At 48.2% G+C, this 19,898-nt stretch carries 14 protein-coding genes; 3 read left to right on the top strand and 11 right to left on the bottom strand.

Going from position 1 to position 19,898, the window contains the following annotated elements:
* Nucleotides 1-8 precede the first annotated feature (8 nt).
* The 6 genes from E8L90_RS01105 to E8L90_RS01080 all read right to left on the bottom strand — a co-directional run bounded on the left by E8L90_RS01105 (nucleotide 9) and on the right by E8L90_RS01080 (nucleotide 6,449).
* Nucleotides 9-1,484, bottom strand: coding sequence for a spore germination protein (locus E8L90_RS01105; protein WP_137027629.1), 1,476 nt, complete (start codon nucleotides 1,482-1,484; stop codon nucleotides 9-11).
* A 113-nt stretch (nucleotides 1,485-1,597) separates the two neighbouring features.
* Nucleotides 1,598-2,653, bottom strand: coding sequence for an ABC transporter substrate-binding protein (locus tag E8L90_RS01100; protein ID WP_137027628.1), 1,056 nt, complete (start codon nucleotides 2,651-2,653; stop codon nucleotides 1,598-1,600).
* 61 nt (nucleotides 2,654-2,714) lie between these two features.
* Nucleotides 2,715-3,512 (bottom strand): ABC transporter permease, encoded by a 798-nt coding sequence (locus tag E8L90_RS01095; RefSeq protein WP_137027627.1) that lies wholly within the window; start codon nucleotides 3,510-3,512, stop codon nucleotides 2,715-2,717.
* On the bottom strand, nucleotides 3,509-4,312 hold the full coding sequence (locus E8L90_RS01090; protein ID WP_208759453.1) for an ABC transporter permease: 804 nt from the start codon (nucleotides 4,310-4,312) through the stop codon (nucleotides 3,509-3,511). Before E8L90_RS01090 ends, E8L90_RS01095 begins: the two co-directional genes overlap by 4 nt.
* 44 nt (nucleotides 4,313-4,356) lie before the next feature.
* Complete coding sequence (locus E8L90_RS01085) at nucleotides 4,357-5,343, bottom strand: ABC transporter ATP-binding protein (RefSeq protein WP_016743157.1); 987 nt, start codon at nucleotides 5,341-5,343, stop codon at nucleotides 4,357-4,359.
* A 155-nt stretch (nucleotides 5,344-5,498) separates the two neighbouring features.
* A complete protein-coding gene (locus tag E8L90_RS01080; protein WP_137027625.1) occupies nucleotides 5,499-6,449 on the bottom strand; it encodes a DMT family transporter in 951 nt (316 codons plus the stop codon).
* 137 nt (nucleotides 6,450-6,586) lie between these two features.
* Between E8L90_RS01080 and E8L90_RS01075 the strand changes: the two genes are divergently transcribed.
* Nucleotides 6,587-7,936, top strand: coding sequence for an aminotransferase-like domain-containing protein (locus E8L90_RS01075; RefSeq protein WP_137027624.1), 1,350 nt, complete (start codon nucleotides 6,587-6,589; stop codon nucleotides 7,934-7,936).
* Between the two features lie 322 nt (nucleotides 7,937-8,258).
* The gene (locus tag E8L90_RS01070) at nucleotides 8,259-8,882 is read left to right on the top strand and encodes a YqaA family protein (RefSeq protein WP_137027623.1); all 624 of its coding nucleotides are present in this window, start codon (nucleotides 8,259-8,261) and stop codon (nucleotides 8,880-8,882) included.
* Between the two features lie 45 nt (nucleotides 8,883-8,927).
* Here the strand turns inward: E8L90_RS01070 and E8L90_RS01065 are convergent, their stop codons facing one another.
* The 4 genes from E8L90_RS01065 to rbsK form a co-directional block, all read right to left on the bottom strand.
* The gene (locus E8L90_RS01065) at nucleotides 8,928-11,060 is read right to left on the bottom strand and encodes an ATP-dependent Clp protease ATP-binding subunit (protein ID WP_137027622.1); all 2,133 of its coding nucleotides are present in this window, start codon (nucleotides 11,058-11,060) and stop codon (nucleotides 8,928-8,930) included.
* Nucleotides 11,061-11,178: 118 nt separating this feature from the next.
* A complete protein-coding gene (locus E8L90_RS01060; RefSeq protein WP_137027621.1) occupies nucleotides 11,179-12,318 on the bottom strand; it encodes an MFS transporter in 1,140 nt (379 codons plus the stop codon).
* A gap of 64 nt (nucleotides 12,319-12,382) precedes the next feature.
* Complete coding sequence (locus E8L90_RS01055) at nucleotides 12,383-12,979, bottom strand: TetR/AcrR family transcriptional regulator (RefSeq protein WP_137027620.1); 597 nt, start codon at nucleotides 12,977-12,979, stop codon at nucleotides 12,383-12,385.
* 176 nt (nucleotides 12,980-13,155) lie between these two features.
* Nucleotides 13,156-14,058 carry a ribokinase gene (gene rbsK / locus E8L90_RS01050; RefSeq protein ID WP_137027619.1) on the bottom strand — a complete coding sequence of 301 codons (903 nt, stop codon included), beginning with the start codon at nucleotides 14,056-14,058 and terminating at the stop codon, nucleotides 13,156-13,158.
* Between the two features lie 167 nt (nucleotides 14,059-14,225).
* Between rbsK and nfi the strand changes: the two genes are divergently transcribed.
* Nucleotides 14,226-14,912: a deoxyribonuclease V gene (nfi, locus tag E8L90_RS01045; protein WP_137027618.1), complete on the top strand. Its 687-nt coding sequence runs from the start codon at nucleotides 14,226-14,228 to the stop codon at nucleotides 14,910-14,912.
* Nucleotides 14,913-15,029: 117 nt separating this feature from the next.
* On the opposite strand, the gene E8L90_RS01040 is transcribed toward nfi, so the two are convergent.
* Entirely contained in the window at nucleotides 15,030-19,898 is a 4,869-nt protein-coding gene (locus E8L90_RS01040) for a non-ribosomal peptide synthetase (RefSeq protein ID WP_137027617.1), read from the bottom strand.

Raw genomic sequence — 19,898 nt, 5'->3', positions numbered from 1 at the left:
ACACCTAACTACTGAACTGGTCTTTTTTTCCCTGCTTCATCAGACACACGGGTATCGTCAGGAGAACGTGTCATAACCGGACGCTTGCCGAGAGAGTAAAAAGGAAACCGGATCAGACTGTTTTTAAAATCCTGCAAGCGAAAAGGAAAAAAGGGGAGAAAAAACGGACGTCCCAGACTTGATTGACGCAGGATGTGTATCAATAGAAAAGACGCGCCAAGCATAATACCAAAACCTCCCCAAATTCCAGCTAACAGGATAATCGGAAAGCGGAGGATGCGTACTGCCGTACTCATCATGTAGGAAGGAAAAGTAAAGGAAGCTAATGCACTGAGCGCCACAATCATGATCAAGATGTTACTGGTAAAACCCGCTGCAACGGCTGCCTGTCCAATTACGATACCGCCAACGATCCCTATCGTTTGCCCAACTTTAAAAGGAAGTCTTGCTCCAGCCTCCCGCAAGAATTCAATAATCATCTCAAGTAGCAAAGCTTCAAACAACGGGGGAAAAGGTACCTTGGAACGAGACTTTACTAGCGATACGAGGAGAGCAGATGGAATCATTTCATAATGGAACGTAAGTGCAGCCACATAAGTAGCTGTAAAAAACAAGGAGACAAAAAGGGCTGAGAAACGTAACAATCGTATGAAGGAAGCCATTTGCCATCGGATATAGAGATCTTCATTGGACTTGAAAAAGTCTACGAAGGAACTGGGACCGACGATAGCAAACGGACTCCCCTCCACAAACACGACAACCTTTCCTTCCAACAGGGCTTCACTTACATGATCAGGTCGTTCTGTTAGGATTAGCTGCGGGAAAATAGAGAACGTATTGTCGTCAATCAGTTGAACCAATTTTCCGCTGTCAATTACGCCGTCTATATCTAGATCACGTATACGCTGAATGACGGTTTGAACATTTTCAGGAGCAGCCAGGTCCTCCATGTAACATACTTCCACATTCGTCATGCTACGTTTCCCAATCGTAATCGACACGTTGGTAAGCAAATCAGTCGACAGATATCCCTGTAGGACCCCTAAGTTGGTCTCCAATTCTTCGGTAAAAGCAACCTGGGGACCGAAAATCTGGGTTTCGACCTGAGCCTCTCCCAAAGAACGACTCGGTAATTTTGCTACGTAGAGAAGAAGCCCGTTCGCCATTCCTTCTATTTGAAGATAAATCCATCCCCTTACGAGATAATCGCTTACTTGGCTGTAATCCATGGCTTTGGTGACATGAGCAACAGGAACATTCCCCAAAATCGTATCAGGAACGAGCTTTTCCTCAGGTAACCTTTCGAAATAGGGAAGCAACACCTGCTGGAGAATAACCGTATCAACTAGATAGGGTAAGTAGGCGAGTAACAAGCTATTGGTTCCACACGAAAGGTTACGAAACACCATTCGCGGATTTCGCATGTGATCCCATAATTTTTCTCGCGTCTCGCTAACGGATTCAGAAATCATGTTGGTTGTCATCTTATGTTTACCCCAATATATGGTGTTCCCTTATTATTTTTCCAAAGCTCTCGGTCTATTCCCAAAGAAAAAACCGAGACGGAAATACTCCATCTCGGTTCGTTCACCACTATTTATCTGCCGCTCTTCATTTCAGTCCAGTAACGGTCGTACTGCTGCAAGGTTTCTCCTACATCCACCAGCCACTCCGCACGGCCAATGTCTGCTGTATCCAAGAAGACCATCTTGTTGGAACGATATTCTTCACTATGCAGTGGGTATGCTTTTTCGTTCGGATTGCTGTAGCCAATCGATTCGTAGTTTTTCACACTGACTTCTGGATCCATCAGGTAGTTGATGAACTTCTCAGCCATTTCCTTGTTTTTAGCGCCTTTTGGAATTGCCAGCGTATCTGCCCAGATCGTTGCGCCCTCTTTCGGAATGACGTAATCAACATCTGGATTTTGCGCGTGAATGAAAGCGGCGTCACCGGACCAAACCATTCCGACCCATGCTTCTTCCGCAATCATCTTTTGCTTGATGTTGTCTGTATCAAAAGCAACAACATTCGGTACTACCTTTTTCAAATCAGCAAAGGACTTTTCTAATTCATCTTTGTTCGTCGTGCTATTGGAGAAGCCATTTTTGATCAGTGCCATTCCCATAACCTCACGCGGGTCGTTCAGCATGATGACACGGCCCTTGTAAGCTTCATTCCACAGATCATTCCAGCTTGTCGGAGTTTCTTTTACATATTTCTTGTTGTACGCGATCCCGGTAATGCCCCATGTATATACGAGTGAATACTTGTTTTCTTTGTCATAAGGAGGTGTCTTGAACGTAGACACGATATTGCCCATGTTCGGGATGTTGGCTTTGTTCAACTCTTCCAGCAGACCCAGCTGAATCATGGTGCCTACCATGTAGTCGGAAGGTTGAATCAGGTCGTAGCCGGATGCACCTGCTTGAACTTTTGCCAGCATTTCTTCGTTGCTGCCGTATACATCATAGTTAACCTTGACGTTGAATTTTTGCTCAAAATCTTTGATGACGTCTTGGTCGAAGTTGTCTGCCCAGCTATAAATATTCAATACTTGTTGCTCTTGCTTAGATGACGATGAGCAACCTACAGCAGTCACCGCAAGTACGGCGGTCAAAGCGCCGATCATCAAGGACTTGAAACGTTTCATTTTTTCCTCTCAACCTCCAAATCAGTTATAGGATTACCTTTATGAAAACTCCATGATGGTTCTAAAAGATAGATTGATTATTTTTCGAGTCTTTACGGCGGAAAATCTCTGCCACCACAACCAGCAGCACAGTACTCACGATCAAAAGTGTCGAGAGTGCATTCACTTCTGGCGAGACGCCTCGTTTTACCAACCCATAAATGTAGAGTGGCAATGTGGTCGAATTCGGACCAGCCACGAAGAACGAAATAATGAAATCGTCCAGCGACAGGGTAAACGCCATCAGGAAGCCTGCGATGATCCCTGGCATGATCAGTGGCAGCGTCACATAGCGCAATGTCTCCCATGGAGTTGCTCCCAAATCTTGAGACGCTTCTTCCAGTTCTTTGCCCATATCAGCCAAACGACCAGAGATAATGACCATTACATACGGCATGCTAAACGTAACATGCGCCAGGATCAGGGTCACTTTCCCCAGCTCCATATGTACCTGGCTAAACAGCACGAGCATAGCCAACCCCATCATGATCTCCGGGATGACGATCGGCAAATACATCAGCCCGTTGAAGATATTGCTCCAACGCAGGGAATAGTGCTTGACCGCCAGAGCAGCAGCCGTACCCAATACGGTTGCAATGACGCTGCTGATAACCCCAATCGTCATACTGTTCATCAGCGCTTGCATGACCTGCCTGTTTTCAAACAAAGAAACGTACCACTTCCACGTAAAACCAGTCCACGTAGCGTTGATCCGTGAATCATTGAACGAATAAAGGACAAGGATCAAGATTGGCAGATACAAAAAGACGAGCATCAGCCACGAGTATCCAGATAGTGCGTTTCGACGTAATGTTTTCATGCCGATTCCTCCTTTGTCTCACTCGCTTTGGTAGCGCGGAAATAAAGAAGAATCAACAGCATGGACAATAGCATCAGCACGATGGACAAGGCAGAACCGAACGGCCAGTCACGCGCAGACAAAAACTGATTTTGAATGACGTTTCCGATCAGAGCCGATTTCGCTCCTCCCATGACATCCGGAACGACGAACATCCCGATGGAAGAAACAAATACGAGGATCGACCCAGTGACGACACCTGTCTTGGTCATCGGCAGAGTCACGTGCCAAAAAGCTTTCCAAGGTGTTGCGCCCAGATCATACGCTGCTTCCAGCTTGCGACGATCCATCTGCTCCAGTGACACATAAATCGGCAGGACCATGAACGGCATGAGTGTGTACACCATCCCGAGCAGGACAGAACCTGAATTGTACAGAAGCGGCAGCGGCTCCGAAATAATGCCCAGCGATTGCAGGAACGTGTTGATTACGCCTTGCGAACGCAGGATGATTACCCACGCATAGGAACGGACCAAGAAGTTGATCCAAAACGGAATCATCACGAGCAAAAGCCATATTTGCTGAGTCGATTTTTCCAGTCGTGAAATGTAATACGCTAACGGATAGCCGCACAAAATCGAAAATACCGTTGTTAAAACCGCTACGACCAGCGTATCCCCAAAAATTTGGCCATACAGCGGATCGAAAATACGGATGTAATTGTTCAGCGTAAACTCATAGACAACTTGCCCGTACGTGCCTCTTTTGAGAAAAGACAGGATGGCAATCATAAGCATAGGCAGGACGAAAAGCGCACCCATCCACAAAAGGGCGGGAAGCGCGAGCAGTTTTACCGGCTTCTTGTTTAACAAGGAAGAATCACCTCGTCCGTCTGTGCCCAGCCAATGGCCACTTGATCTCCCACCTGCCAGTCCAGACCGTCACCTGCGTACTGGTGTGCCATTACGGTCATATCCTGCCCTTCGAGGCGGATAAATACCTTGCGCAAATTGCCGAGGAACACCGCGTCAGCAATGGTGCCCAGCTTCTTGTGCTTGTCCTTGTCGGAGTCAACCGGGTACAACTTGATCTTTTCCGGACGTACCGCTGCATTCGTTCCGTTTTCCCGAAAAATGTTGTTTTCCCCAATAAAGGTAGCCACAAACAAGGTTTGCGGGGAGTTGTAAATCTCTGCTGGAGAAGCAATTTGTTCAATTCGTCCCTTGTTCATGACCGCGATTCGATCGGACATTGCCATCGCTTCTTCTTGGTCATGGGTGACGTAAATGAACGTTATCCCTAGGTTCTTCTGCAAGTTTTTCAGTTCAAGCTGCAAGCTTTTTCGCAATTGGTAGTCTAGTGCACCTAATGGCTCGTCCAGAAGCAAAACGCGTGGGTTGTTAATAATCGCCCGTGCGATTGCTACGCGTTGCTGTTGTCCGCCAGATAGCTGCTTTGGCGTACGTTTCCGCAATTCTGTCAGTTGGACGTACTGAAGTACTTCCTCCAAACGCTTTTGTTGTTCAGCTGCGTTCACTTTTTTCATTTTCAAACCAAACAGGATGTTTTGCTCCACGGTCATGTGTGGAAACAAAGCATATTGCTGGAACACCATGTTCATATCGCGTTGATATGGCGGCACATGGCTGAGGGGCTTTTCGTCTAGGAAAATTTCCCCGGTCGTTGGCTGCTCAAAGCCAGCAATCATTCGCAACAGTGTCGTTTTCCCACAGCCACTGGGGCCGAGTAACGTCAAAAACTCCCCTTCTTCGATGGAGAGAGAAAAAGAGGGGACGACGACAGTATCTGCAAATCTCTTTTCAATTGAATCCAGATGTATAATTTTTTTCATTCCGTCATCTCACCATATGTCATTATACTCACAATCTAGGTAACTATATCGTGTATGATACGATTTGTAAACAGTTTCACGAACGATTCCTCCACAAAAACAAACAGAGCCAATGAATAAACATTCGCTCTGCTACGTATCCTTTCTATCTTTTCTCACACAGATGTGGATTTCGATTGAGGCGTGTGCTTTTGTTTTTTTAATTTTGCCCCTAGGAAATTCGTCCCAATCACCCCGAAAATAATCATTACTGCGCCAATAAGATGGTAGTATGCCAGTTGTTCCTGCAAAAAGATAACGCCTGCCACGATCGTAACCAACGTAGACAAATTGTTAAACACGCTGAGTTTGGATGCCTCCATCTTGGACAAGGCAAAGTTGGTCATAAAGGACGTCATGAGCGAGGACAGTATCCCCAAAAATACAATCGAGATGATAAATGCCGAGCTGGCGAAAGGGGCAAAATAGTTCGATAAAGTCCCCTCTGCACTATGGCGAATGACTGACCAGCCGTTAAAAAACAAAAATCCGAGTAACGCCACCATATACGTCATGTCTATATAATGAAAGGACTTTGTCATTTTCCTCGCCAGAACACTATACCCCGCCAAAGAAAACGCGGATAACAGGATGAGAATGGTACCGATACTGCTCCCTGAGCTTGAGCTTACACCCATCCCCTTCATTGCAAAAATGTACACGACACCTCCTACGGATAAAAGCGTGGACAGCTTTTGCAGCCACGTAGAAGACTCTCCCAAAAAGAATGCCGCCATGATCATGGTAAAAATCGGAACGGTTGCTTGAATAATCCCCGCCTCAGACGAAGTGGTATACACCAGTCCAAACGCCTGAAGGGTAAAGAACAGAATGGGGTACAGCATGGCGAGCGGTATAATCGTAAGCATGTCTTTTGGTTTGATGGACAGCTTGATCCACCCAAACACGATCGGGATAGAAGCAACGATAAATGCCACGGTAAAACGGTGTGCCAAAGTATCAACTGGGTTGGTTACAGCGAGTGCCATTTTCAAAAACAAAAACGACAAGCCGGTAATCCCTGCGTTCAGTAATGCCGCAAGAATCGCTTTTTGTTGGTCTTTCATCGTATCTATCTCTCCTACTGGTGACTTTTTACAGACGGCCGTCTTAGGTTAATAGTAATGGGGGATCAATCGTGCTACAATGCAAAAAAGGAGTAACTGTACCGATACAAATTCAGCGGTAAGGGAATGTTTTTGGAATGCACAAATATTTGCAGCTTCAAAATGAACTCGAAACGTTGATTGAAAGCCTCTCCTATCGAGACGGAGACCGACTTCCCTCCATTCGGGAGCTCGCCTCTCGCTACCAATGCAGCAAAAGTACCGTTATCCGCACCTTGGATGAGCTGGAAAAGCGTCATCTTATCTACTCGGTCGACCGAAGTGGCTACTACGTCGTGAAAAAGCAAAGGAAGATACAACCCGCAGATACGTCGATAATCGATTTTGCGACCTCTGCTCCCGATCCTGACCTCTTTCCTTATATCGACTTTCAACACTGCATCAATAAAGCGATTGAAACCTATAAAAACGATCTTTTCATTTACGGAACCACGCAAGGCTTGCCATCGCTCATTGCTGTCGTCGCCAAGCTACTTGGGAACCATCAGGTTTTTACGGACCCAGGCAATATTTTCATTACCTCCGGTGTCCAACAAGCTCTAACCCTGCTGTGCAGTCTTCCTTTTCCAAATGGGAAAGAAACGATTCTGATTGAGCAGCCCAGCTACCACCTTTTCATTGACAGCTTGCAAGTACGCAAGCATCCTGTCGTGGGGATCAAGCGCACTGCCCAAGGGATCGATTTAGAAGAGCTGGAGTCTATTTTCCGAACGGGAGAAATCAAGTTTTTCTATACAATGCCTCGCTATCATAGCCCGCTCGGTACGTCGTACAGCCGAAAGGATAAACAGCGCATTGTGGAGCTTGCTCAGCAGTACGACGTCTATCTCGTGGAAGACGATTACATGGCAGACCTTGAGCATGACAGCAAAGCCGATCCCCTCTTTACCTATGACCGCTTTTCTCGCACGATTTATGTAAAAAGCTATTCCAAAATTATTTTTCCCGGGCTCCGTCTGGGTGTAGCTGTTTTACCTGACGCGCTTAAGGATTCCTTCAACCAACACAAACGACTCATGGATATTGACAGCTCCATGTTATCTCAAGCTGCGTTGGAAATTTACCTAAAAAGCGGAATGTTCGAGCGCCACAAGCAAAAGATACGCAGTTCCTATCACCGGCGATCCAACCTGCTGATGACGTCCTTGAACCATTTCTCGGCGAATGAAGAGCATCTGTTCACCTTTCAGCCCCTTGCATATCCGGGGATTCATACGCACATTGTTTTGAACGATTCCACCCCGGTCCCTGCTGTTATTAACCAGCTCAAAAAACGCTCGATCCTTGTGGATGCTACTGACAAAAATTACTTGATGGGCTTTCCTCAAGAAAATATGTTGAAGCTGAATGTGTCCTATGCCAAGGAAGCAGTGATTGAGCAAGGGATTGACGTGTTAATGGATGTGTTACGCCGCATGCAGCGTTAACCTATCCGCCTTAAGTCGTAGATAAAATCCGGCGGGGGTGCGTTTTTGGACAACAATGAAATCACGATAATGGAACTATTGAGTAACCAGAAAACAATCTACATCGTATTATCAGATACAAAGAACATGGTTTACCCGGATGATTCTTTGGTATAAATTGTTTCAAGATGCAGGGATTGGGGTATTTCGTTGTATAATAAGTGAATCCATTTCAAAAAAATTCGTTCCATAGTCGGCCAGTTTGAAGTAGAATCGCATCTATACACATACTTAATTGAATTGATGACTGGCAGTTAACGATAGAATGACAAAGGAGAAATAGATGCTTCAGAACATTTTAGATTTCTTAATGGAATACGGCTATTTGGGAATGTTCATCCATTCTTTTGCAGACGCAGTCATCTTTCCCGTTCCTGCCTTCTTTCTTCAAGTGCCACTTAGCCTCGTTGATCCTTCTCAGGCATTGTGGATTGCAACGGTAGGCTATATCGCTTGTCTCATAGGGACACCCGTCGGTTATTTTATCGGTAAAGTACTAGGTAAATCCGTTCTGTACAAAATCCTCAAGAAGGAATGGATTGACTCTGCCACAGAGATGTTTCAAAAGAAGGGCGAAGTCGCGATCTTCATCGGTTCATTTACACCGATTCCGTTTAAAGTATTTACAATCATGTCGGGTTGCTTGAAATTCCCGTTGTGGAAATTACTTGGGTATGCGGCAATTGGACGGGCAGTCAAATTTTACGCAGTCGGATTATTGTTTTATTTTTACGGTAAAATGGCGGAAAATATGGTCCATAACGTTTCTCTCTATATATTCCTCATCATGGTGCCGCTCATCTTGGTCGGATTATGGGTGAAGAAAATTGTTACCAAGCGCCGCCAGCTGAAAATGGAAAACGCTGGTGTCAGCAATGGCATCAATGAGAAAGTACTGAATAAATAGCAAAGAAACCCCAATTCACACATTGGGGTTTCTTTTTTTGGCCTGTTATGCTTTTTTGACACGGATGCCTTCTTCTTCTACATCAATTAGCATTGCTGTCACATTGTCTCCTTCCATCACCAGATCCGCAATGCCATCCTCGACGTATTGCTGAATCACGCGACGCAATGGACGTGCTCCGAAGGAAGGGTTGTAGCCCAATTCAGCCAGCTTTTCTTTTGCGGCATCTGTCACGCTGATCTCCATTCCTTGCTCAGATAGATTGCCCATAACATCTTGCAGCAGCAGATCGACGATTTTGACCAAATCCTGTTTTTCCAGATGGGCAAAGGAAATGATCGAGTCGAAGCGGTTCAGGAACTCCGGCTTGAAGTACGCTCCTAGAGAATCCAGCACGGTAGTAAGCTCGGGCGCTTTTGCTCCAAAGCCAACGGAGATTTTACGCTCGCTCACACCGGCATTGCTCGTCGCAATGATGACCGTCTCCTTAAAATTCACCGTACGGCCCTGACTATCTGTCAGACGGCCATCCTCCAGAATTTGCAGGAACATGTGCATCACGTCCGGGTGTGCTTTTTCGATCTCATCCAGCAGGATAATGCTGTACGGATTGCGGCGTACGCGCTCTGTCAGCTGACCTGCTTCTTCATGGCCGACGTAGCCCGGGGGAGAACCGATCAATTTGGATACCGCGTGCTTCTCCATGTACTCGCTCATATCGAGGCGGATCATGGAATCGCGGGTACCAAACAGCTCCTCTGCTAGCGCTTTGGACAGCTCTGTCTTCCCTACGCCAGTCGGACCGACGAACAGGAAGGAAGCAATCGGTCTGTTTTTCGGTTTCAGACCTGCACGACTGCGTCGAATCGCCTTCGCGACTTGTGTGACCGCCTCGGATTGACCAATGACTTTTGCTTCCAAATGAGCTGCCAGGTTTTTCATTTTCATCTGCTCATCACTTTGCAGTTTGGTAACAGGAATCCCCGTCTTTTGCTCGATCAAGGCTTGGATGTCTGTGACATCAACCTTGACGCGTTGTTCCTTGCCTTCGATTTGATCCAGCTTCTCTAAAATGCCCGCTTCTTCGTCTCGCAGACGGGCAGCTCGTTCGTACGCTTCTTGCTCCGTCGCTTCCTTTTTCTCCTGATTGATTTGCGCCAGACGCTCATGTAACTCTGACGTATCCACCACGGAGGATCTTAGGTTCAAACGCGAGCCCACTTCATCCATGAGATCAATCGCCTTGTCGGGCAAGAATCGATCCTGGATGTAACGATGGGAGTATTCCACGGAGGCACGGATGACTTCATCCGAGTAAGCGACTTGGTGGAATGCTTCGTATTTCGGACGCAAACCTTTCAAAATCTCGATGGCTTGTTCTACGGTTGGTTCCTTGACCATGACTGGCTGCAGGCGGCGCTCCAGAGCAGCGTCTTTTTCAATCACACGATACTCTTTTAACGTAGTTGCCCCAATCAGCTGCAACTCACCACGAGCCAGTGTAGGCTTCAGGATGTTCCCTGCATCCATCGATCCTTCCGCAGAGCCTGCCCCTACCAAGAGATGAATCTCATCCACAAACAAGATGACGTTTTTGCGTTTTTGCAGCTCGGCAATTACTTGCTTCATTTTTTCCTCGAACTGTCCGCGAATTCCTGTCCCTGCAACCAGAGAGGCGACATCTAAAATGTATACCTGCTTGTTTTTCAGCTTGGTCGGTACTTGCCCTTCCGTAATACGCAGAGCGAGGCCTTCCGCAATCGCGGTCTTCCCGACCCCTGGTTCCCCGATCAGAACCGGATTGTTCTTGTTGCGTCGGTTCAAAATCTCAATGACACGCTCAATTTCTTGTTCGCGACCAATCACAGGGTCAATCAGTCCTGCACGTGCCGCATCGTTTAAATTACGGCCTAGGTCATCGAGAATACCTCCGCCACGCTCTGGTGCTTGTGGTTGACTGGAAGATTTTCCCGGACTCACCCGACCTTGGGCAAAGCCTTGCAGAAACTCATCCAATCCAGAGAAGGAGGAGAACGGACTAAAACCCATGCCCACCCCCATTTTGTTGGTCAGTTTTGTCTGGCAGTCTTTGCACAGATCGTATTTTTGCTGCTGATTTTGTACACGTATATGAACAGTCACAGTTGCTTCTCGTTGTTTGCAGATTTCACAATGCATATTCAATCCCCCCAAAAGCGTTGTTTTGGAATTCAGAAGATCTTTGACCTTTCCTGACCTTCGTTGACTTTATTATAGTTTGACCTTCTTTGACTTTCAAGAGGGATTGTATGGTTTTTTACACTTTGCTCTTTTGCAGATAGGGAACGATTGAAAGTAACCCAATAGCAGCTAAACAAGCGCCTACCCACAATGGTGAAATAAGTCCGTAACCACTACTAATTCCGATCCCGCCTAAGGAAGAACCAATGGCAACACCTAATGTAATAAAGGAAGTATGCACAGTGTTTACCATTGTCCCACTGCCTGCTGTATTCATAACTCGTGCGATCATGGCCGGATTCATCGCAACACCTGTCAACCCAATCAGAACAATGGACAGCACAGCGATCCATTTATTTTCGGCGCCTACGGCAAACAGAACCAATGCTGCTAAGAGTATGCTTAATCCCGATACAAGGATTCGCATGGCAAAACGATCAGCAAGTCTGCCAATCACGATATTTCCGATCACGGTCGCGATGCCATAAAGGGCAAGCAAATACGGGATACTCCCTTCCGAAAAAGCCGTTACATCCGTAAGAATCGGAGTAAAATAACTAAACGCTGCGAAGGTACCGCCAATAATCAGCATACTCGTTGCATACGCGGCCCAAAGGTGCGGATTTTGAAAACTGGCAAGCTCATCCTTTACGTTCATCTGGTCTTTGTGTGCGTCGGAAGGGAGCAACCATTGAATCAATACCCCTGATAGCAATACGACGACGGCAACTGCCCAAAAGCTCATTCTCCAGCCGAAATATTGTGCAATCACGGTTGTCAGCGGGAGACCGATGACAGTAGCAATCATTAAGCCTGCCAAAACAATCGAAGCTGCCTTTCCACGTGAATGAGGAGGAACCAAGCTGGCTGAAATACTGACGGAGATGCCAAACGCTGCGGATGAAGCAATACCGGTTAGGATACGTGCAAGCATCATCGATTCGTAATTCCAAGCCATTGCTCCTAACGATTGGCCTAAGAAGAAGAAGACAACCAATGAAAGTAACGCTTGTTTTCGGCGAATGTGCAGGAGAGTTGCCGTTAGTATCGGGCCTCCTATGACCATTGCACCCGCATACGCCGTAATGAAATACCCGATGGATGGGATCGATACACCGAAATCATCGGCAAGCTCATTCATCATGCCAGCCACCATAAATTCAGAAGTCGTCATCGCAAAAATCGCTACCGCTAACAAATAAATCATCGACGGCATCAAGGAACACTCCCTACTCATTTTTGTAACATCCGGTACAAAAATCACTCAAAAAAAGAGCGCATTACGCGCCGAAGATAGATTCCATAGTGCCGTTCATGATTTGTTCCGCCAATGTCCGATTTTGTGTGGACGTATTCAACACACGGAAGCCATAGTAACTGCTTAAAAATAGGCTAGCCAAATCCACAGCAGTTCGTTTTTTGGAGATTTCGCCCGTTCGCAAGCCTTCCTCCATCACTTTTTCCATAGTTTGCTTTAGAAGTTCAACATGTCTGGAGAATATTTCTTCAATCTTGGGATCGTCTTTTGCCCGTTCCAATCCCGCATTGATCAGCAAACATCCCTTTGGATTCGTAGATTCGAAGTCTTCCACCAATGCCCAAGTTAAAAAATTTTGCAACCGTTCTTTCACGGAACCCGGACTGTCCAATAATGCCTGCTGTTCACGAATCCCAGTTTCGTGATAGTGTTCCACCACTGCTTGGTAAAGGTCCTGTTTGCTGCCAAACGTATTGTACAAGCTGCCTTTACCCAGTCCAGTATCACTGCATAAATCGTGCGTAGAACAACCATTGTAGCCTTTTGTCCAAAATGTTTTCATGGCCACATCTACGATGGACGTGTAATCAAAATCACGTGGTCTGCCGCGTTTGCTCACCGGAATCCTCCTTTCGTTTCCAACTGTTATGGAAAATCTTACACATTATGTACCGTTCGGTCAACAAATAAAATGTCTGCAACTGTACAAAACATGCCTATAGAAAAAGCCCATTTTGAAAATCATCTTTCAAAATAGGCTCGATCATTGATTATATTGTCTCTAAATCTTCCCCATTAAAAAGAGTATGCTTGTACTTCATCGAAAGTAGGCAGGGATGGTTGAGCACCGTTCCTTGTCACGACAATCGCTGCAACTTTGCTGGCAAAAGTGGCCGCTTCGGTTTCGGTCATTCCTTGTGTGATCCCAACCGCAAAAGCTGCTGTAAAGGAATCGCCTGCCGCAGTTGTATCTACTGGCTCTACGCGGAAAGCCGGGATATGGGTCGCCTCATCGGCGGTTACTATGAGAGCGCCCTTTTCCCCCAATGTCACGATGACGCGTTTTGGTCCACCAGACAAAAGCTTTTGGGCTGCTGCATGCACTTCGTCTATCGTGGATACAGGCATTCCCGTGAGAATAGAAAGCTCTGTTTCATTTGGGGTTAAGGTATGTACATGGGCTAATAGCTCACTGGATAGCTCGCGTGCAGGTGCCGGATTTAAAATGACCAGCTTGCCGAGTCTGGCAGCCTCTTTGACTGTATATTCCACGACAGGCATCGGGATTTCCAGTTGGAGCAATACGACGTCGCTGTCCTTTAAAATGGACAGATTGTCTGCAATATGCTCGGTGCTGACGAGCGCATTCGCCCCCGGAACGAGCACGATGTTATTTTCCCCATCATCACTTACATTGATAAAAGCCATGCCTGTCGTACCCGAGCATTTGATGCCCTCTATGTGAACGTGCGCATCCGTTAGCCCTCCCAGCATAACCCGGCCGTTCTCATCCTCTCCTACCATTCCAATCATGGAGACATGCGCACCCAGGCGAGAAGCCGCTACTGCCTGATTCGCTCCCTTTCCACCCGGGATCAGCTCGAAGTGATGGCTTGCAATCGTTTCTCCTGCTTTGGGTAAATGATGTACATGGGTTACGAGATCCATATTGATGCTTCCTACTACTGCGATTTTCACGACGAGCCCTCCTCGTTCCATCTCGAACATGATCTTTCTGTCGGTTACAAAATAGTGCTTTTCATCCGAGAAGTCAACGTATTTTCTCAGGATTGTTCCAAAGACTTGGAGCGCAATGCCTCCATTGGATATAATGAACAAATCTTCTATCATCCGGAGGTAACCAGATGGAGCCGATTATCCAACATCCTTGGAACATTGATGAGCAAGAGGCCATCAACTTACAGCGACAACTCGCCCAGCAAGTGAAAAAAGCAGATCAACTAACGGATATACGCTACGTCGCTGGAGTAGATGTCGCCTATCATGCCGAGTCTGATTTGTTAGTCGCTGGTGTCGTGATCCTCGACGCTACTTCCCTGCAAGTCGTCGAGACTGTCGTCATTCAAGACACCGCCGAATTTCCGTATATTCCCGGCTTGTTTTCTTTTCGAGAGCTGCCTCCACTAGTACGTGCATTCAAGGAGCTAAAAACAGCACCACAGCTCGTCGTCTGCGATGGGCAAGGAATCGCTCACCCGCGAAGATTCGGACTAGCCAGTCATTTGGGCGTCCTGTTTGACATTCCTACCATTGGCTGTGGAAAAACGAGACTGCTAGGTGAATACGAAGAACCAGCACAGGATAGAGGCGTGTATTCCCCTTTAATCGATCAGGATGAAATCATCGGTGGAGTCTTGCGGACACAACCGAATATCAAACCGATATTCGTCTCGATTGGGCACGGAATCTCTTTGCCAACTGCATGCGCATGGATCACCAAGCTCTCTCCCAAATATCGTTTACCCGAAACGACACGGCAAGCGGATCAGCTCGTGAATAAAGTATCGGCGGAGTTAACAAGCAGCAGCTAATGGACATTTGTTTATAAATCTGTTTGGAGCGTTGGCAGGTGGAAAAGGAGCAGCGGTAGACAATGGACGTTATTTTGTCGTCCTTGTCTGCCGCTATCTTGATAGTTACCAAAGAGGTTATTTGGTGCCGAGTGGTACTGCCAACAGCTCCGCCAGCTTGATCGCATTCTCTCCTGTCATGCAGCTGTAATGGTTTCCGGCGATTTCTGTCACTTCCAGTTCACCAATGCATATATCTTGCCAAAAAGCGATGGTCTCTTCGCTCGTGCTTGGCAAAAATTGAAACGGCTCGCGAGCCAGCAGGAAGCGAATGTCTCCCATATAAGGCAATGGAGTATAGCGTGCTGCTTTAAAGCTCTGCCCAAACACCTTGCACAAGCCCTCTGCCATTTCCACTGGCATCTGTTCCCCTGTTGCTTTTCCTTGCGCATGGACATAAGCAGTGAAGCGTTCTCTTCTGTCAAACGTGGATAATTTGCGGAACATCTCTCCCACCTGGTCAAGCCCCTCGTCTCCCCTGATGGTGCACGCTGAGCCTTGCGGGATGCAGTCCCTGTATTTTTCTACTAGCTGCAAAATCGCACGGGCAAAATCATGCTCATCCACTTTCCCAAAATCAGCCTGTTCCAGGGTGATGTTCAGATTCGGAACAAAGAGTGCCTCGATCAAGAGATCGTCATTCACTTCTGTCAGGATCGGGGGAATGTCGATCAAAACCAAGTCCAGAATAGGGACGCCCTGCTCCCCGAGTCTTCTCGCCACTTCAATGGCAATCAATCCGCCCAAGGAATAGCCAATGAGCTGTACAGGCCTTTGCGCTCCTTCACGTAAGACGTCGATCAAGCATTCAGCATAATCATCGGCAACGGTTTCTATCAGCTCAGACGGCTCTAGCGCGCAATAACGCTCGCTATCGTCAATGGCGATTCCGACGATGCTTCCTGTCTGCTGGGCTTTTAACTGTTCAATCAATGGGCGAAAACTGTCCATCGTCCCCAAAACGGCATGGAACACAACCCTCAGCGGCCCAGATTCGTCACCGCCATATGGAATCAACACGGCATTGCTCGACTTGTTGCGTTTTTTCGGCAATGCGACTTCCTCACTCTGCAGCCTCTCCTGATTGCGGATGTGTATGAAGCCAGCCAGTGCTTCCACGGTCGGGCAGTTAAGCATTTGTCGGAGCAAGACATCAAAAGGGATGGTATCGTGCGTCGGGTCCTCCGCCAGCTTGTCGCGCAGCTTGCCGGCTACCTGTGCCATGATGAGGGAATCTGCACCGTACTCATAAAAGCTTTGTGTTCGGCCGATTTTCGAGACTCCCAATGCTTCTGACCAGATGTGAGCAAGCTGCGCTTCCAACGGATCAGATTCAGTCCCCTCTGTAGCGTCCAGAGAAGCATTTTGTCCGATCGACGATGCAGGGCGCCATTTTGCCAGCTCGCGGCGATCTATTTTTCCATTTCCGGTAAGCGGCAGTGCGTCTACGACTTGCAAGTGGGCAGGTAGCATATAGGTAGGCAGGTGTAGGGAAAGGAATTTTTCCAGCTCTGCGGCACTAACTTTCACCCTATCCGGCTTCACCCGATGAGCGAGCAGATAATTCTCTTCCTCCTCTTGCAACACAAACACAAGACCATCTTCTTCCTTCTGCCACTCCCTTATCCATGAATCCTCTGTCCACTTGGTAAGAATGAGCCACCCGCCCGGGCAAATCAGTTCTTTCAGCTTGTTCATGTCGGCGCTATCTATTGCTCCCGCTGCCAACACCACATCGAACGAGTTCGGTGTCAATCCTTGTGCCCGATACTCTTCTTCCACTGTATCCATGCTTATATACGCTGCACCATAGCCTTCCAACGCTTGCGAGGCTTGCTCTGTCAATGCCCTGTTCCCTGCGCCGACTTGCAATATCCGAAGAGGCTTGCTCGACTGTCTCGCAATCTGTTGCAAAAGCATGACAATGCGCTGGTTGACCTCGATGTCCGCTTCTTCACCGATCTCATTTACGAGCATCGCGAATTCCGCTCTTTCCGCTTCAAGGTCCCGCTCCATCTTGCGGGTGCTTTCCACAATCCCTAATAAAACAGGCTCGTCACTCGCTCCATCCAGCACGACACCAGCTGCGGCGACAGCAGGGTGTTTGAGCAGGGCCGATTCAATTTCACCTAGCTCGATCCGATGCCCTCTGATTTTGACCTGATTGTCTTCGCGACCGATGAACTCGATTTCGCCCCCCGGTGTGTAGCGACCCAAATCACCGGTTCGGTACAGTCTCTCTCCATCGACAGGGTGGGGGAAGAATCTTTCCTCCGTGAGCCGTTGATCTCCTATATAGCCCTCCGCCAAGCCAGCTCCGGTAATATACAGATCCCCGATCACCCACACCGGGCAATCGCGCATCTGTGAATCGAGGATGCGGAAGCCTTGGTTGGCGAGCGGTCGGCCATACGGAATACTGTTCCAGTCTGCTTCCAGTCCATTGTACAAATGGTAGTTCGACCAGATCGATGCTTCCGTGGCACCGCCGAGACTGACGATCTGTGCAGCAGGCAGATATTTTTGCATCCGATCAGGCAGCGTCAACGGAATCCAGTCCCCAGAAAGCAGGGCCAGTCGCAGGCTGTCTACTTTTACAGTTGGCGTGGAATCCAAATACGTGACCAGCATTTGCATAAGGGCCGGCACGGAATTCCACACGGTAATGTCATGCCTGGCTATCAGCTCACTCCAATGGGACGGATCGGACTGACGGTCGGGATGAGGATACACGACCGCACCACCCACAGAGAGCGTGGCAAAAATATCGTAGACAGATAAATCAAAGCTCAGCTGGGCAAGGCCAAGCACGCGGTCATTCTCTGTGATCGAAAAGCGACGAAGCATGTCCTCGATCGTATTTGCTGCTGCACGGTGGCTGATAACGACCCCTTTGGGCTGTCCCGTGGAACCAGATGTATAGATGATGTACGCAGGCAAATACGGGTTTAGGTCAGGCAGTATCAATGGTTCATGCTGCGGGCTTACTTGATCCACCGCAATCGTTTGAATAGAGTCTGGCCATTGCACCGGATTGGCAGATACCGTCAAGGCATAACGGATGTCCGCCTGTTCCATCATGACCTGTCGGCGCATCTCGGGTTGCTTCGGATCAATAGGTACATAGACGGCTCCGGCAAACAATGTACCGAGTACAGCTGTGACTTGATGCGCGCTTTTTTCCATCACGATGGCAACGCGGTCTTGCTCGCGGCAGCCCATCTCTTTCAGCTTCCCTGCTACTGCGGCAGCTCGTTTGACCAGCTCCGCGTAGGAAATCTGTCCTTCACTGTCAATCACAGCCGGACGATCTGGCGTCGACATGGCTTGCGCAACGATTGGCTGATGCAAGGCGTACTCTGGTAAAGCTGCGGTGGTCGCATTCACCTGCTCACGCTCTTCCCGCTGCCAGTCTGGCAACGCCATTTCGTCAGCTCCCTCCCACACCTGCTCTGCGTCCACCAAAGATTGCAGTAATTTTGCAAAAGCATCAAACATCTCGTCAACGACATGCTCAGGGAAAACACCCTCCCGCACATCCCAGTTCACCTGTAAGCCTGCCGAGCTGTCCATGGCTTGGCAATCGATGAAAACCTGCGGCGTTTGACTGATTCCGTGCCCAGCAATTTTGCCCTGTAGCTGAGCGCCTTCCGCTGGTTCCACTAACCCAATCGCGCTCGTAAAGACGATTGGCATCAAAGCGGCTTCACGCCCACGCCTACGTGCTAGCTCGCGCATGACCTCCACACCGGAAAACAAACGGTGGTCCAAATCTTCAAACAACTGCTTTTGAATGGTTTTCGCCCGCCCCTGAAAAGAACGTTCCACTCCCCAATCAACCGCAAGCAAATTGACAGATGTGAAATCCCCGACAATCTCATGGACGCGCTCATGCAACGGCTGTCTGTTCAGCAACGTCAAATTCAGGCAAAACGCACGATTTCGACTCCAGCGCTCGATCACACCGGCAAAGGCTGTCATCACGGCGGCGGTTGGCGTCAACCCTCGCTGCTGGGCCCGCTTTTTGAAGGTATCCCACGAAGTATTATCTAACCGAAGGAAGCGACGGCGAAAACGTGCGTTTCCCTCCTGCATCTGCTGTCTCGCCATTGGCAGGTCTGGAGCTTGTGGCAATGCATCGATCCGTTGCTGCCAGTAGGCTTTGTCTCTGCCATATGCCGTGGTCTCTCTTAGGCTGCGTTCAGCGAAGACGTAATCGCGAAACGTAATCGGCAACGCGGGCAATGTTTTTCCCGGTTCTTTGTAAAGGGCCTCAAACTCACCCAACAAGAGCCAAATGCTCGCCCAATCCGCGATGAGAAATTCCATCGATACATGGAGCACAGCCTTGTCACTCGTTTTCGTCAAGCCGATATCAAACAGCGGCCATTGGGCAGTATCATACACACGATGTCCCATCGCTTCGCGTCTGTCATTGAGCCTTCTTCCTGCCTCCTGCTCATCCATGCCACTTGTATCTGTATAGGTAATCGTCAAATGCGGAACCTTCTCCAGAATGCGCTGCTGACCGTTCTGATCAATGGTTGAACGCAGCATGTCATGTCTTGCAATGAGCAGGTTCCATGCATCCTCCGCCCGTTTCGGATCGAGCTCGGGATAGTCCAGCTCCATGTAGATATGGCACGCCACTCCACCATAGCCAAACAGCTCATACCTTCCCAGCAAATAAGCAGACTGCACATCTGTCAGGGGAAAAGGCACAAATCGCGCTGCTGGATCTGGTACCACCGTCACCGGTTGGGATTCGGCTCGCAAAAGAGCGAGAATCTCTGCTTTTTGTTCTTTTAACGCCTGTAAATCATCGGCTGCAAGGGTTCCTCGTGGGGCTCTGTAACGCAGGCTCCCATTTTCCTCCCATAAAAAAATTCCATCTCTGCGCAGGCGCATCAAGAGCTCGACGCTATTCTTCTTGAGGTTTTGAGGCAT

Origin of the sequence: Brevibacillus antibioticus (assembly GCF_005217615.1) — a bacterium.
GTDB lineage: Bacteria > Bacillota > Bacilli > Brevibacillales > Brevibacillaceae > Brevibacillus > Brevibacillus antibioticus.
This window is presented reverse-complemented; position numbering and strand designations above follow the sequence as displayed.

Excerpts from the sequence above, each read along its gene's own strand:
- E8L90_RS01105 (WP_137027629.1), bottom strand. The coding sequence starts at position 1,484 with ATGACAACCAACATGATTTCTGAATCCGTTAGCGAGACGCGAGAAAAA.
- E8L90_RS01100 (WP_137027628.1), bottom strand. The coding sequence starts at position 2,653 with ATGAAACGTTTCAAGTCCTTGATGATCGGCGCTTTGACCGCCGTACTT.
- E8L90_RS01095 (WP_137027627.1), bottom strand. The coding sequence starts at position 3,512 with ATGAAAACATTACGTCGAAACGCACTATCTGGATACTCGTGGCTGATG.
- E8L90_RS01090 (WP_208759453.1), bottom strand. The coding sequence starts at position 4,312 with ATGGGTGCGCTTTTCGTCCTGCCTATGCTTATGATTGCCATCCTGTCT.
- E8L90_RS01085 (WP_016743157.1), bottom strand. The coding sequence starts at position 5,343 with ATGAAAAAAATTATACATCTGGATTCAATTGAAAAGAGATTTGCAGAT.
- E8L90_RS01080 (WP_137027625.1), bottom strand. The coding sequence starts at position 6,449 with ATGAAAGACCAACAAAAAGCGATTCTTGCGGCATTACTGAACGCAGGG.
- E8L90_RS01075 (WP_137027624.1), top strand. The coding sequence starts at position 6,587 with ATGCACAAATATTTGCAGCTTCAAAATGAACTCGAAACGTTGATTGAA.
- E8L90_RS01070 (WP_137027623.1), top strand. The coding sequence starts at position 8,259 with ATGCTTCAGAACATTTTAGATTTCTTAATGGAATACGGCTATTTGGGA.
- E8L90_RS01065 (WP_137027622.1), bottom strand. The coding sequence starts at position 11,060 with ATGCATTGTGAAATCTGCAAACAACGAGAAGCAACTGTGACTGTTCAT.
- E8L90_RS01060 (WP_137027621.1), bottom strand. The coding sequence starts at position 12,318 with ATGCCGTCGATGATTTATTTGTTAGCGGTAGCGATTTTTGCGATGACG.
- nfi (WP_137027618.1), top strand. The coding sequence starts at position 14,226 with ATGGAGCCGATTATCCAACATCCTTGGAACATTGATGAGCAAGAGGCC.
- E8L90_RS01040 (WP_137027617.1), bottom strand. The coding sequence starts at position 19,898 with ATGCCTCAAAACCTCAAGAAGAATAGCGTCGAGCTCTTGATGCGCCTG.